This window comes from Streptomyces sp. NPDC056347 (assembly GCF_042262625.1).
In the GTDB taxonomy this organism is placed as follows: domain Bacteria; phylum Actinomycetota; class Actinomycetes; order Streptomycetales; family Streptomycetaceae; genus Streptomyces.
This window is the reverse complement of sequence record NZ_JBHJQP010000197.1, coordinates 1-14,245: the sequence shown is the minus strand read 5'-3', so window position 1 is coordinate 14,245 and position 14,245 is coordinate 1. Positions and strand designations below refer to the sequence as shown.

The 14,245-nt window shown below is 70.4% G+C and carries 9 protein-coding genes; all 9 read left to right on the top strand.

Translation table 11 applies throughout. The annotated features are described in order from the left end of the window. Window positions 1-353 precede the first annotated feature (353 nt). The 9 genes from ACFCV8_RS31370 to ACFCV8_RS31330 all read left to right on the top strand — a co-directional run bounded on the left by ACFCV8_RS31370 (window position 354) and on the right by ACFCV8_RS31330 (window position 14,204). Window positions 354-1,472 carry a DegT/DnrJ/EryC1/StrS family aminotransferase gene (locus tag ACFCV8_RS31370; protein ID WP_376688880.1) on the top strand — a complete coding sequence of 373 codons (1,119 nt, stop codon included), beginning with the start codon at window positions 354-356 and terminating at the stop codon, window positions 1,470-1,472. Then, complete coding sequence (locus ACFCV8_RS31365) at window positions 1,469-2,488, top strand: Gfo/Idh/MocA family protein (protein ID WP_376688879.1); 1,020 nt, start codon at window positions 1,469-1,471, stop codon at window positions 2,486-2,488. The genes ACFCV8_RS31370 and ACFCV8_RS31365 overlap by 4 nt, the downstream gene beginning before the upstream one ends. After that, a complete protein-coding gene (locus ACFCV8_RS31360; protein WP_376688878.1) occupies window positions 2,478-4,055 on the top strand; it encodes a glycosyltransferase family 4 protein in 1,578 nt (525 codons plus the stop codon). Before ACFCV8_RS31365 ends, ACFCV8_RS31360 begins: the two co-directional genes overlap by 11 nt. A 53-nt stretch (window positions 4,056-4,108) precedes the next feature. After that, the gene (locus tag ACFCV8_RS31355) at window positions 4,109-5,695 is read left to right on the top strand and encodes a glycosyltransferase (protein ID WP_376688881.1); all 1,587 of its coding nucleotides are present in this window, start codon (window positions 4,109-4,111) and stop codon (window positions 5,693-5,695) included. A 2-nt stretch (window positions 5,696-5,697) separates the two neighbouring features. Next, window positions 5,698-6,981, top strand: a complete 1,284-nt coding sequence (locus ACFCV8_RS31350; protein ID WP_376688877.1) for a nucleotide sugar dehydrogenase — start codon at window positions 5,698-5,700, stop codon at window positions 6,979-6,981. Between the two features lie 255 nt (window positions 6,982-7,236). Then, window positions 7,237-7,605, top strand: a complete 369-nt coding sequence (locus ACFCV8_RS31345) for a glycosyltransferase (RefSeq protein WP_376688876.1) — start codon at window positions 7,237-7,239, stop codon at window positions 7,603-7,605. 139 nt (window positions 7,606-7,744) lie between these two features. Beyond that, entirely contained in the window at window positions 7,745-8,677 is a 933-nt protein-coding gene (locus ACFCV8_RS31340) for a hypothetical protein (RefSeq protein WP_376688875.1), read from the top strand. Between the two features lie 275 nt (window positions 8,678-8,952). Beyond that, window positions 8,953-10,518 (top strand): FG-GAP repeat protein, encoded by a 1,566-nt coding sequence (locus ACFCV8_RS31335; RefSeq protein WP_376688874.1) that lies wholly within the window; start codon window positions 8,953-8,955, stop codon window positions 10,516-10,518. A gap of 113 nt (window positions 10,519-10,631) precedes the next feature. Next, on the top strand, window positions 10,632-14,204 hold the full coding sequence (locus ACFCV8_RS31330; protein WP_376688873.1) for a LamG domain-containing protein: 3,573 nt from the start codon (window positions 10,632-10,634) through the stop codon (window positions 14,202-14,204). Window positions 14,205-14,245: the final 41 nt, after the last annotated feature.

The following is a 14,245-nucleotide window of genomic DNA, read 5'->3' as shown; positions in this document are numbered from 1 at the left end:
GTGCGGGCCATCGGGCCCGCACCCCTCTTTAGTCCACCATCTGTGGATCATGCATGAGGTATGCGTCACGTTGCCCTTTACCTTCACGAAACCTCCTGTGAAAACCCTGATAATGTGACGCGGCTGCCATCGGTCAGTTCGATTTCAGAAGTCTGACCGGTGCGTCGGTCCCATCGGCAGAACCAGAAAGCCTTCCGCCCGGGTGTGCCACACCTGAGGCAAAAGGGCGATTTGTGCACAATGTTTTGGTACGGAATCGGCCATGCGCCGGGGCGGCGGAGCCTCATCCGACATTCGCAGGCCCTCGGAGTCATCGCCTTTCACGTGATCTTGCGGTGTCAAGGAGGGTGTCCATGTCGAGCGACAACGGGGAGATGATCCCTGCGGCCCGGCCGGTGATCGGCGAGGAAGAGATCGAGGCCGTCGTGCGCGTACTGCGCAGCGGCCGCGTGGTGCAGGGGCCGGAGGTCGCGGCCTTCGAGGAGGGCTTCTCGGAGCTCGTGGACGGGCGTCACTGCGTGGCGGTCAACTCGGGCACCTCGGCGCTCCACCTGCTGCTGCTCGCCCTCGGGATAGGCCCCGGCGACGAGGTGATCGTCCCGTCGTTCTCCTTCGCGGCCTCCGCGAACGCGGTCCGCCTGGCCGGCGCCGACGTGGTCTTCGCGGACATCGAGCCGGGCAGCTTCGGGCTGGACCCGGCCGCCGTCGAAGCGGCGATCACGCCCCGCACGGCCGCGATCATGCCCGTCCACCTGTACGGCCACCCGGCCGCGATGGACGCGATCATGCCGATCGCGCGGAAGCATGCCCTGGCCGTCGTGGAGGACGCCTGCCAGGCGCACACCGCGGCCCTGGGCGGGACGCCGGTCGGCGCCTTCGGCTCCGGCGGCACCTTCAGCTTCTACCCGACCAAGAACATGCACTCCCTCGAGGGCGGCATGATCACCACCGCCGACGCCGAGATCGCGCGCACCCTCCGGCTGCTGCGCAACCAGGGCATGGAGCAGCGGTACGCCAACGAGATCGTCGGCGCCAACATGCGGATGACCGACGTGTCCGCCGCCGTCGGGCGCGTACAGCTCGGGAAGGTGCAGGGCTGGACCGAGCAGCGGCGCGCCAACGCCGCATACCTCGACCAGCACATCGACGCGCCCAACGTCACGGTTCCGCCCGTCGCCGAGGGTGCACGTCACGTTTACCACCAGTACACCATCCGGGTGCAGGGTGACCGGGATGCCGCCATGGCCAGGCTGACCGAGGCGGGCATCGGCAACGCCGTGTACTACCCGACCCCGATCCACCGGCTGAAGCCGTACTGGGAGCCCGACCAGAAGGCCGGGCGGAACTGGGATCTGCCGCAGACCGAGCGTGCCGCTGCCGAGGTCGTCTCGCTGCCCGTGCACCCGTCGCTGACGCAGCACGACCTCGAGCGCATCGTTGCCGCAGTGAACTCGCTGGGAGAAATGCAGTGACCGCAGGACTGAGAGCGGGCCTGGTCGGCCTCGGCTCGATGGGCCGCCACCACGCCCGTGTGCTGGCCGGCCTCGAAGGCGTGGAGCTGGTCGGCGTCGTCGACCCGATGGGGGACAGCAACGGCTGGGCGCAGGGTGCCCCCGTCCTGTCCACGGTCGACGAACTGATCGCCCAGGGCCTCGACTACGCCGTCGTGGCCTGCCCCACCGCGCTCCACGAGGAGGTCGGGCTCCGCCTGGCCGAGGCCGGGGTCTGCGCGCTGATCGAGAAGCCGCTCGCCGACACCGTGGAAGGCGCCCGGCGCCTGGTCGAGGCGTTCGAGTCGCGCGGCCTGGTCGCGGGCGTAGGCCACATCGAGCGCTGCAACCCGGCGCTGCGGTCGATGCGGGCCAGGCTGGAGGCGGGCGAGCTGGGCGAGGTGTTCCAGGTCGTCACCCGGCGCCAGGGCCCCTTCCCGCACCGCATCGCCGACGTCGGCGTGGTCAAGGACCTCGCCACCCACGACATCGACCTGACGGGCTGGGTGACGGGGCAGACGTACGAGTCGATCGCCGCCCACACCGTGTCGAAGTCCGGCCGTCCGCACGAGGACATGGTCTCGGCCGTGGGCCGGCTCTCCGACGGGACCATGGTCAACCACCTGGTCAACTGGCTGAGCCCGCTAAAGGAACGTTTCACCTCCGTCACCGGCGAGCGCGGCACGTTCATCGCGGACACCCTCACCGCCGACCTGACCTTCCACTCGAACGCCGCGGTCGCCACCGAGTGGGAGGCGCTCCAGGCGTTCCGGGGCGTCTCCGAGGGCGACATGATCCGCTACGCCATCCCCAAGCGGGAGCCGCTGCTGGTCGAGCACGAGCTCTTCCGGGACGCGGTACGCGGCACCGAGAAGGACATCTGTACCCTGCGCGACGGTCTCCGTACGGTCGAGGTCGCCGCGGCGGTCCTGGAATCGGCACGGAGCGGACGCACCATCACGACCTCCGCGGGAGAGCTGGCCACACATGGATCCTGAGAACATCACGACGCCGCGCCCGGGGAGCCGGGGCCGGATCGTCATGCTCGTCGACAACGGGGTGAACGGCGACTCCCGCGTCCAGAAGGAGGCCCGCTCCGCGGCGGAGGCGGGCTGGGACGTCGTCCTGCTCGGCAAGTCGCCCGGCAAGTCCGAGCAGCACTGGATGCTCGGCGACGCCCGGGTCCGGCTGCTCAAGGTGCCCGGACCGATGCAGCGCCGCAGGCACGAGTACCGGCGCGCCCCGCTGCGCGCCCCGCTGGCCTATCGGCCCGGACCACTCGCCGCCTACCGCAAGCAGAAGATGAAGGCGTGGCGGGCCGATCTCAAGCTCCGCCGTATCGAGGCGAACGAGAACGGGGCGGCGCTGGCGAAGGCCGCCCTTCTTCCCGAGCGGGTCACCGCGAAGGTGGCCAGCCGCTGGGTCGACACGCGTGTGCGGCGCACCAACGCCCTGGAACAGCGGCGCAAGCGGATGGACGCGCCGCTGGACCGTTTCACCACGGCGTTCTGGCAGCGCGCGATGGGCGACCGGGCCTGGCGCAGGCTCGACCCCTTCCTGCTCGACCTCGACCTCGCCTACGGCAAGGTGATCGACGAGCTGAAGCCCGACCTGATCCACGCCAACGACTTCCGCATGCTGGGCGTCGGGGCGCGGGCCGTGATGCGGGCACGCGCCGCGAAGCGCGACGTCAAGCTGGTCTGGGACGCCCACGAGTTCCTGCCCGGCATCAAGCCCTGGGACCCGCACCCCCGCTGGCACGTCGCGCAGTGCCTCCACGAGCTGGCCTACTCCAAGTACGCCGACGCGGTGACCACCGTCTCGCCGACCCTCGCGGAGATGCTCGTCGAGCGGCACGGGCTGGCCGAGAAGCCCGCGGTCGTCCTGAACGCCCCCGACGCGGAGGTCTCGCCCGAGCAGGCCGCCGAGCCGGTGCCGGATCTGCGCGAGCTGTGCGGCATCGGCCCCGACGTCCCGCTGGCCGTCTACAGCGGCGCGGCGGCCCCGCAGCGCGGCCTGGACATCATGGTCGAGTCGCTTCCGCAACTGCCCGGCCTGCACGTCGCGTTCATCGTGCTGCGCCCGAACTCCGGGTACATGACAGGGCTGGCGGAGCGCGCGGCGGAACTCGGGGTCGCCGACCGGGTGCACATCCTCCCGTACGTGCCGCACTACCAGGTCGTGCGCTTCCTGGCGGCGGCGGACCTCGGGGTCATCCCGATCCACCACTGGCCGAACCACGAGATCGCTCTGATCACCAAGTTCTTCGAGTACTCGCACGCCCGGCTGCCGTTCGTGGTCAGTGATGTGAAGACGATGGGCGCCATGGTCGCGGAGACCGGCCAGGGCGAGGTCTTCACGGCTGAGGACGTGACGGACTACGTCCGCGCGGTGAAGGCCGTCCTCGCCGACCCGAAGAAATACCGGGAGGTCTACGACCGGCCCGGACTGCTCGACCAGTGGACCTGGGAAGCCCAGGCGGCAGCTCTCGACGAGGTGTACACGAAGCTGCTGCCCGGTAGTCGTCGCGTATCCGTCGAGAGAGCCGCCGAGGTGACCGTGTGACCGGTAGACCCGCTGTCCCCGATGTCACGGTCGTCGTGGCCGTGTACAACACCATGCCGTACCTCACCGAGTGCCTGAACTCGCTCGTGGGGCAGTCCATCGGGCTGGACCGGCTGGAGGTCGTGGCGGTCGACGACGGCTCGACGGACGAGAGCGGCGCCGAACTCGACCGGTTCGCCGCGCGTTACCCGGGCACGGTCAAGGTCGTCCACCAGGCCAACTCCGGCGGTCCTGCGATGCCGAGCAACCGGGCGCTGGAGCTGGCCACCGGCCGGTACGTCTACTTCATCGGCTCGGACGACTACCTCGGCGAGGAGGCGCTGGAGCGGATGGTGGCCTGTGCGGACGCCAACGACTCCGACGTCGTCATAGGCAAGATGGTCGGCACCAACGGCCGGTACGTGCGCCAGTCGCTCTACAAGGCCAACGATCCCGACGTCAGCCTGTACGGGCCGGAGCTGCCGTTCGCCCTGGCCAACACCAAGCTCTTCCGCCGCGAACTCGTGGAGCAGCACAAGCTGCGGTTCCCCGAGGATCTGCCGGTCGGCAGCGACCAGCCCTTCACCATCGAGGCCTGCGTGCGCGCCCGCAGGATCTCGGTGGTCGCCGACTACACCTGCTACTACGCGGTGAAGCGCGGGGACGCAAGCAACATCACCTACCGTGCCAACCACCTGGCGCGGCTGCGCTGCACCGGCGAGATCATGGACCGGACGGCGGAGCTGGTCGAGGCCGGGCCGAAGCGGGACGCCGTCCTCAAGCGCCATTTCACCTGGGAGCTCTCCAAGCTCATCCAGGACGACTTCGTCGCGCTCGACGACGAGACGAAGCGGAACGTCTGCGCCGGGATCACCCGGCTCGCCGACGCCTACCTGACGGACGCCTTGAGCGACGGGCTGCCCGTCAAGCTCCGAGCGAGGCTCCGGCTCGCGCAGCGCGGTGCCATGGACGAACTCTGCCGTGCGATCACCGAGGAGGCCGAGCACGGCGCGCCGCCCTTCCACCTGGAGGACGGCCGGGCCTTCGCCCGCTACCCCGGCTTCCGTGACGCCGGCCTGGAGCTGCCGGACCGCTGCTTCGAACTGGTCGGGGAGATCGTCCCCGGCCGGCTCGCCAACAAGACCGCGCTGGTCGGGTCGGAGTGGGTGCAGACCGGCGAGGAGCTGGCGCTGGAGCTGACCGTACGGATCGGGGTCCTCGGCGACACCGGCTCCGCGGTGGTCCGCCTCGCGGAGGGCGCCATGCCCAACAGCGCCGACAAGGCGCGCGCCCGGTGCCTGCCCGAAGGTCACGAACTGCCCCCGACGCAGGGGGAGTTCACCCGTGAGGTGACGGTCGACGGCAACGCCACCCTGCTGCGCGCCCGGATCCCGCTCGCGGCACGCAAGGCCAAGCGCGGGATACGCGTCTACGTCGACGTGGCCGGGAGAACGTACGAGATCCCGGTGCGCGGCGACGGGCGGCCCATGCCGCTGGCCCGCAGGTGGCACGGTGAGGCGGACCCGTACCGTGCCGCGGCGCAGCTCAACTCCAAGGGGCGCATGGTGATCAGCACCGGCCCGCTCAACTCACCCAAGACCTCGCTGGGCTCGCGGCTGCGGTCCCGGCTGACCGGCGCCAAGCGCTCCAAGAGGAAGTAACCATGAACATCTGCGTAGTCGCCCTCGGCAAGATCGGTCTGCCGCTCGCCGTGCAGTTCGCCGCCAAGGGCCACCGGGTGATCGGCGCCGACGTCAACGAGAAGGTCGTCGAGCTGGTCAACGCCGGCGTCGAGCCGTTCCCCGGCGAGCACGACCTGGACGTCAAGCTCAAGGAGACCGTCGGGGCCGGACTGCTCACCGCCACCACGGACACCGCGGCCGCGGTCGCGCAGTCCGAGGCCGTCGTGGTCGTCGTCCCGCTCTTCGTGGACGCCGAGGGCACCCCGGACTTCGGCTGGATGGACTCCGCGACCAAGGCGATCGCCGCGGGCCTCAAGCCCGGCACCCTGGTCAGCTACGAGACCACGCTGCCGGTCGGCACCACCCGTACCCGCTGGGCGCCGATGCTCGAGGAGGGCTCCGGGCTGAAGGCCGGCGAGGACTTCCACCTGGTGTTCTCCCCGGAGCGGGTGCTCACCGGCCGGGTCTTCGCGGACCTGCGCCGCTACCCGAAGCTGGTCGGCGGCATCGACACGGCCTCGGCCGAGCACGGTGTGTCGTTCTACGAGTCGGTCCTCGACTTCGACGACCGCGACGACCTGCCGCGCGCCAACGGCGTCTGGGACCTGGGCACCGCCGAGGCGTCCGAGCTGGCCAAGCTCGCCGAGACCACCTACCGGGACGTCAACATCGGCCTGGCCAACCAGTTCGCCCGCTTCGCCGACCAGCAGAACATCGACGTCCTCAAGGTCATAGAAGCCTGCAACTCGCAGCCCTACAGCCACATCCACCAGCCGGGCATCGCCGTCGGCGGCCACTGCATCCCGATCTACCCGCGGATGTACCTCTGGAACGACCCGACGGCCACCGTGGTCCGCTCGGCGCGCGAGGCCAACGCCGCCATGCCGGAGTACGCGGTCGACCTGCTCGCCGCCGCCTACGGCGACCTGGACGGGGTGGGCGTGCTGGTGCTGGGCGCGGCCTACCGCGGCGGCGTGAAGGAGACGGCGTTCTCCGGCGTCTTCCCGACCGTCGAGGCGCTCAGGGCCCGGGGCGCGGTCCCGTTCGTCTCCGACCCGATGTACACGTCCGAGGAACTGGCCGCGCACGGTCTCGTCCCGCACGAGGGCCAGACCGTCACCGCGGCGATCCTCCAGGCCGACCACGCCGAGTACCGCGAGCTGGCCGCCGCCGATCTCCCTGACGTCCGCGTCCTGGTCGACGGGCGCCGCACGACGGACCCGGCCCGCTGGGAGGGCGTCCGCCGCGTCGTCATCGGCGGCTGACCTCGACTCGCAGAGAGATCATGGACAACATGTGAGAAAGTCGCCCCGGACGAGTCGTGATGCTCGCCGACAACACCATCGACGGTGACTCACGCGTTCAGAAGAGCGCCCGGGCCATGGCGGACGCAGGGTGGGAGGTCCACCTCATCGGCCGGGCGCCTTCGTCGTCCGCGAGGCGTGCGGCCTGGTGCCGGACACCCCGTTGGCGGTGTACTCCGCAGCGTTGTCTGCACACCATCGTGGAATCGCCCGTACGTGCCGTACGACGCCCTGGTGCGGTTCCTGTCGACCGCGGACGCGGGCATCCACCCGCTGCACAAGGGGCCGGTCAACCACGAGGTCGCCCTCAGTACGAAGTTCTTCGAGTTCATGCAGGCCCGGCTACCCGTGGTGGTCAGTGACGTCAAGGCCATGTCGGACGAGGTCACCCGGGTCGGCAACCGCGAGGTCTTCCGCTCGGAGGACAGCAAGGACCTGGCCAGGGCCGTGGGGGCGGTCCTGAACGACCGGGACCGCTACGCCGCGGTCTACGACCGTCCCGGCATGCTCGACGAGTGGAGCTGGGAGGCCCAGGCGGAGAAGTACGTCGTGCTCTACGAGCGGCTTCTGAAGGATCTCGCCTGACGGCCGCTCCCATGGCGAAGGGCCCCTCCACGCACCGCGCGGAGGGGCCCTTCGCCGTCCGTCACTTCTGACGCGCCCCGAGACCCCGCACGGGGCTCCCTACGGCGACGGCACGGCCGCCCGGCGTGTGGTGGAGCTGATGGAGCAGGCGGACGCCGGCTACGGCCAGGTCGTCTACGGCTCCACGGTGACGGTCGGTCAGGAGAAGCCCGGCAAAGGCTTCGTCCAGGGCGCCGACCAGCCGCTGGGCGGTGGGCCGGAGACCGGCGACCTGCTCGGTTACGCGGGCGTGGCGGGCAGATCGCAGACGGGGTACCCGTTCCTGGTCATCGGGGTGCCCGGTGAGGACGGCGCCGGCGGAGTGGACATGGGGTTCATCCACTACGTGTACGGAACGGACTGCAAGGCGGCATCCGTGAGCCAGGACACGACGGGGGTCTGGGAGGACGCGGAACCCTACGACCGCTTCGGCGCCTCGATCGCGGCCACCGGCAGACACTTCGTGGTCGGCGCCCCGGGGGAGAGCCTGGGGGACGCCGTGTCCGCGGGCGCCGTGCTGGCGTTCCGCCCGTCGATCAACACGAACGGCATCCCGGACCCGTTGTTCGGGATGGGGCAGTCCCGTACCTCGGCATCGGATCTCGCGGCCGAGGAAGGCGACCGGTACGGGACCTCGGTGGCCATGGTGCCGTACCGCCCGAGCGGGGATCCGGCCGTCACCAACTCGATGCTCGCGGTGGGAGTCCCGGGCGAGGAGTCGGCCGCGGACCGGGCGGACACGGGCGGCGTGGCGCTGTTCTCGATGCTCGGGGAGCCGGGAGCCGACGACAGCTGGATCGAGCCGGGTCACGGAATTCCCGGGCCGTCCGCGCCGAGGCAGCTCGCCGGGATGAGCCTGGGCGGCAGCCAGGCCCTGCTGTACGTGGGCATGCCCTACGGCCCCGCGGAGGGGCACGCGGTGCACGGATTCCCCTGGGACACCGCCAACGGCGGCGCCCCGAGCGAGACCTTCAGGCCCGGCGACGGCGGAATCCCCGCCGGTGACGTCACCTTCGGCGCCACGGTGCGCTGACCGAGGCGAACGGCGCGGGGGCGAGCCCCGGTTGCCACGTCGGCCGCCGCCTCCGGGCCCCGCGGCATCGCGTCCGGTGCCTTGGAGAGCCCGTCCGGTGCTGTCCGTTCCACAGGCCTCGCACGGGCGCGGCGGTCCCCCGGTACTTAACAGCATGTAGCGGACATGTTCTTGACAAGATCATGAGTGGGTTATTGCATGCGCTCTGTCGTGTACTGCCTGAATTTCACGAAGGCGGAGTCAGCGGTACACGAATTCTCCTCAAGGGGTGGGATGTGTATAGGAAATCTGCCGCGTCCGGAATCGCGGCCGTGGTCGGGCTGCTCGTCGTGACCCTGGGTGCGGCACCCGCAGGGGCCGTACCCGCCGCAGCAGCGGCGACCTGTGCGGGGGCGACCGGGGACTTCAACGGCGACGGCATCGTCGACAACGTGGTCACGGACCCGCAGGCGACCGTGGACGGAGTTCCGCAGGCCGGTCTGGTGCGGGTGCTGTACGGCGGCGGCAAGGGCGTCAGCGAGATCTCGCAGGCGACGCCGGGAATGGGGACCGCCGCGGAACGCGGCGACCAGTTCGGAACGGCGGTCGCCTGGGCGGACTTCAATGGTGACGGCTGTGCCGACCTGGTCGTCGGAACCCCCTACGAGGACACCGGCGGCTCCGGTGCGGATGTCAAGGACGCCGGAATCATCCACATCATCTACGGCTCGCCCACCGGGATCGGCGCCGGATCGGTCATGGAGGGATTCACCCAGGCGGCTTTTACTCCAGGGGCCAACGGCGAAGCGGGGGACCGCTTCGGTTACGCACTCCAGGCGGGCGCGGCGGACAACGGGCAGCCGTACCTCGTCGTCGGTGTCCCTGGCGAGGGCGTGGTCGTGAACGGCGTGAACCAGGAGAACGCCGGCATCATCGTCTACCAGCAGGGCGGCAAGCGGACCAGCGTCAGCCAGGACAGCCCGGGCGTGCCCGGTGCGGTGGAGGCCGGTGACCAGTTCGGTGCCGCGCTCGCCGGAACCAACCGCTATTTCGCCGTCGGGGCGCCCGGCGAGACCATCGGCGCCGACGCGGTCGCCGCGGGAACCGTGGCCGTCTTCAACCATACGGTCACTGACGGGATACCGGCCGCGATCGCCGGCATGGACCAGGCGGGCGAGGGCGAGGCCCTCACCGGCATCGCCGAGACCGGTGACCGGTTCGGCGCCGCGCTGTCCATGACCAACTACCGGCCGGCCAACCAGACCTACAACTCCGACGCGCTCCTGGCGATCGGCACTCCGGGCGAAGACATCGGAAACGTCCCCGACGCGGGCGGTGCCGCCGTGGTGCGGATAGAACCCTCCGGCCGGGTCACCGAACTCAAGGGATTCGACGCGGGGACCGCGAATGTCGAGGGCGACCCCGGAGCGGGGGACTTCTTCGGACAGCGCGTGACCATCGCCAACACGAACACCGGCGTCGTCACCAGCACCGATACCGTCAGGCTGATCGTGGGCATACCGGGCCGGGACGTCGACGGGGTGAAGGACGCCGGAGCGCTCCAGCTGTTCAAGCCGCTGGACAGCGACATCGGAGCCGCCGACAAGATCATCAAGCGAGGCTCGGACGTCCTGCCCGGCAAGCCGAACCCCCGTGACTTCACCGGCATCTCGCTGCGTTCCGGTTCCGTGACCCTCTACGTCGGAGTCCCCTACAGCAAGGACCCCGCCACCTCCAAGGGAGTTCTCTACACGATGCCGTGGACCGATGTCGACGGCACCACGAGCGGGGGGACCAAGACCTTCCAGCCCGGCAGTGGCGGGCTCTCGGACATCGGCACGTCCTTCGCGGCAGTCGGATGAGCGGCATGGGACATCAGGAGTCGGACACCAGTGAAAGCCGGAGAAAGCAGAACGTGACCGTGAACGGACCTCTCAGAGACGGGCATCGGCGCAGCCGAAGATCCCTCGCCGCGGTGATCACCACGGCCGTGCTGGCCGCGGGGCTGGGGGTCCAGGCCCTGCCCGGCGAGCTCTCCCAGGCGGTCGCGGCACCGGCCGGCCGGAGTGCCGCGGGCGGAACCGAGGAGGCGCAGGAGGCCGCCGCGAAGACCGACGCCCCGGTCGAGGTGCTGGGCCTGCGTGACGAGCGCAGCACCACGGTGGCCAACCCGGACGGCACCTTCACCACCACCACGGCCGTCCAGCCCGTACGGACCCGCAAGAACGGGAAGTGGGTGGACATCGACACCACCCTCGTCCGGCGGGCGGACGGCTCGTACGGGCCGAAGGCGGCCGTGACGGCGATGTCCTTCTCCGGGGGCGGTGCCAGGACGTTCGCCACGATCGAGAAGGACGGCCGGGCGCTTTCCCTGGACTGGATCGGCAAGCTGCCCGAGCCGGTGATCGACGGGTCGACCGCTACGTACCGGGACGTCCTGCCCGGGGTCGACCTGAAGGTGACCGCGGACGCGGAGGGCTTCTCGCACCTGATCGTCGTGAAGGACGCCGAGGCCGCCGCCAACCCGGAACTGGCCGCACTGCAGCTGCCGGTGGAGTCCACCGCGGTCGACCTCGGGAAGTCCACCGACGGCGGTCTCACCGCGACCGACGCGTCGGGCGGCACCGTCTTCGAGGCACCCGCCCCGCTGATGTGGGACAGCGCGCGGGGAGCGGGGGAGGCCAAGGCGGATTCCGCTCCGACGCTGAGGAAGGCGGCCGGCGAACCGGTCGCCGTGACGCCCCCGGACGGTGCCCGCGTCGCCGACGTCGGCGTCCGGGTCGGGACCGACGCGCTGACACTGACCCCGGACAGGTCCCTGCTCCTGGGCGACGACACGGTGTACCCGGTCTACATCGACCCGGTGGTCAAGACCGCGAGCCGTACCGGCTGGACGATGGTGTCCTCGTACTACTCGTCGGCCTCGTTCTGGAAGTTCAAGGACGACGAGGGCGTCGGGAAGTGCCCCGCCGACGTGTCGTACCAGTGCGCCGGCTCCAATGACAAGAAGCGCCAGTTCTTCGCCGTTCCGACGGCGTCCTTCGAGGGCAAGGACATCGTCAGCGCCGAGTTCGCCGTGACGATGGTCCACACGTACAGCAGCTCCGCGAAGGCCGTGCAGCTGGGACGGGTCAACTCCACCGGCGCGAGCGCGATCAGCTCCTCCACCAGCTGGAGCAAGCAGCCCACGCTGAAGGAGACGCTCGCCAGCAAGTCCCCCACCAACCCGGCGGGGTCGTGCACGTCGACCAACCAGAACGTGCGGTTCGACGTGAAGAAGACCGTCCAGAAGGCCGCCGACAGCGGCTGGGACACCACGACCTTCCGGCTGCGCGCGGACAACGAGGACGACTACTCGTACTGGAAGCGGTTCTGCGGGAACGCCCAGCTCGAAGTGGTGTACAACCGCCCGCCGCCGGCACCCGCCATGAGTGACCTCAGCATGTCGCCCGGAGGCTCGTGCCAGTACGGGAAGGCGGACGAGCACTACGTGTCCGAGGCCCCGGTCCTCAACGCGATCGTCAAGGACTACGACCACAACGACACCCCCGGCAAGTCCGAGAGCCTGAAGGCACGGTTCCACGTCTTCTGGACGAAGGACGGCAAGCAGGTCGACCACTACGCCACCACCGGAGCCCGCACGACGACCGGCACCGGACAGACCGGCTCGGCGTCGTTCAAGTACACCGCCGGCTCGGACCTCAGCACCGATTCGGATCCCGGTTTCACCATCCCGTCCAACGTCACGATCGGCTGGGAGGTCCAGGGCACGGACGGAACCTCCTGGGGCCCGTGGAGCAGCGCGGGCAGTGCCACCCGCTGCGAGTTCATCTACGACGCCACCGCGCCCGCCGCGCCGGTGATCAGCTCCGTCGAGTACCCCGACGACGGCAACTGGCACGCGGGCGTCGGCGACTACGGAAACTTCACCTTCGACTCGCCCGCCGCCGACGTGGTCCGGTACCAGTACCGGTTCAAGGGCAACGAGGGCTGGTCCACGGTGGACGCCGCGAAGCCCGGCGGCCCCGCGACCGTGAAGTTCATGCCGACGTCCGAGGGCGACTGGACGGTGGAGGCCAAGGCCGTCGACGCGGCCGGCAACGCCCAGAAGACGACCATGGGGTACGCGTTCCTCGTCTCCGGCGGGCGGGCCCCGATCGGCGGCTGGACCCTCGGCGACGTCAAGGGATCGGGCTCCGCGGCCGGTACGGGCACCTCGCCCGCCGCCGCACCCGGCACGGGCGTGGCCTTCGGGGCCAAGCCCGGACCGCTCGGCGCGGCGGACACGTACGCGGACCTGGACGGCACCGAGAACGCCTACCTGGACGCGGGCCGGCACATCGTCGACACGGGCACCGGCTTCTCGGTCAGCGCCTGGGTCAACCTCCCCGAGGAGCCGAATCAGGACCAGACCGTGATCAGCCAGGACGGCACGGGCCTGCCCGGCTTCGACCTGGGATACGACGCCGACAGCCGTAACTGGGTGTTCCGTTCCCCGTTCAACGACCTTGAGTCCGTGGGCGACTGGAAGGTCACCGGCGGCAAGGTGGTGCCCGGCGCCTGGACGCACCTCATCGGCTCCTACGACGGCGTCACCGGCGTGATGCGGATGTACGTGAACGGCACGGCGGTCACGGCCACCGCGAAGCGGCAGGCCCCGTGGGACGCGGCCGGGAACCTGCAGATCGGCCGCAGGATCTCGCTGGAGGGCTACACGGCCCACCTGAAGGGCGGCATCGCCGACGTCCAGGTCTACGACCGGGTCGTGACCGGTCCCGAGAGCGCCGACCTGGGCGGCATCGTGGCCCAGCAGCTCGCCTACTGGGACGTGGACTCCGCGCCCGGCGGCGTGGCGCCGGAGGCGGCCGGCGGAACCGGGCTCACGCTCGGCGGCGGCGCGTCCATCTACGTGCCGGCGCCGGGCTGCGACCCGGAGGCCGATCCGGAGTGTGTCGAGACGGCGCCCGAGGACCCGATGTGGGGTGACGGGCACCTGGTGCTGAACGGCACCGACGCCTACGCCACCCGGGCGGCCGGGCTGCTCACCAAGCGGGACAGCTTCACCCTGACCGGGCGGGCCCGGCTCTCCTCGGTGGCGCCCACCAAGGACCAGACGGTCATGGGGCTCTCCGGCGCCCAGGGCAGCGCTGTCACCGTGGGCTACTCGGCCGCCGACAACCGCTGGACCCTCACGGTCACCGACGGGGACTCGGCCACCGCCACGAGCACCACCGCGAAGGCGACGGGCTTCCTGCCCAGCACCGGCATCACGGGGGACCACCTGGCCCTCGTCCACTCGGCGGTCTTCGGCGACGTGGTGCTCTACGTCAACGGCGTCGAGAGCGCCCGGCTCCCCTGGGAGCACACCTGGGACTTCACCACCACCGCGCTCCAGGTCGGCCGCACGCTCAAGGGCGGCACCTCCGGTGCCTTCCTCTCGGGCGCGGCCGACGAGTTCCGTCTCTTCCAAGGAGCCCTGGACGCGAGCCTGGTGAACCTGGTCAGAGGTCTTGCGGATGACACGAGCATCGAGGACACCGTCTCCTGACCAACCACCGCGGCAGGGGCGGGACGTCCGCGTCCCGCCCC

Coding starts and splice junctions, on each gene's coding strand:
- ACFCV8_RS31370 (WP_376688880.1), top strand. CDS start 354: ATGTCGAGCGACAACGGGGAGATGATCCCTGCGGCCCGGCCGGTGATC.
- ACFCV8_RS31360 (WP_376688878.1), top strand. CDS start 2,478: ATGGATCCTGAGAACATCACGACGCCGCGCCCGGGGAGCCGGGGCCGG.
- ACFCV8_RS31355 (WP_376688881.1), top strand. CDS start 4,109: ATGCCGTACCTCACCGAGTGCCTGAACTCGCTCGTGGGGCAGTCCATC.
- ACFCV8_RS31350 (WP_376688877.1), top strand. CDS start 5,698: ATGAACATCTGCGTAGTCGCCCTCGGCAAGATCGGTCTGCCGCTCGCC.
- ACFCV8_RS31340 (WP_376688875.1), top strand. CDS start 7,745: ATGGAGCAGGCGGACGCCGGCTACGGCCAGGTCGTCTACGGCTCCACG.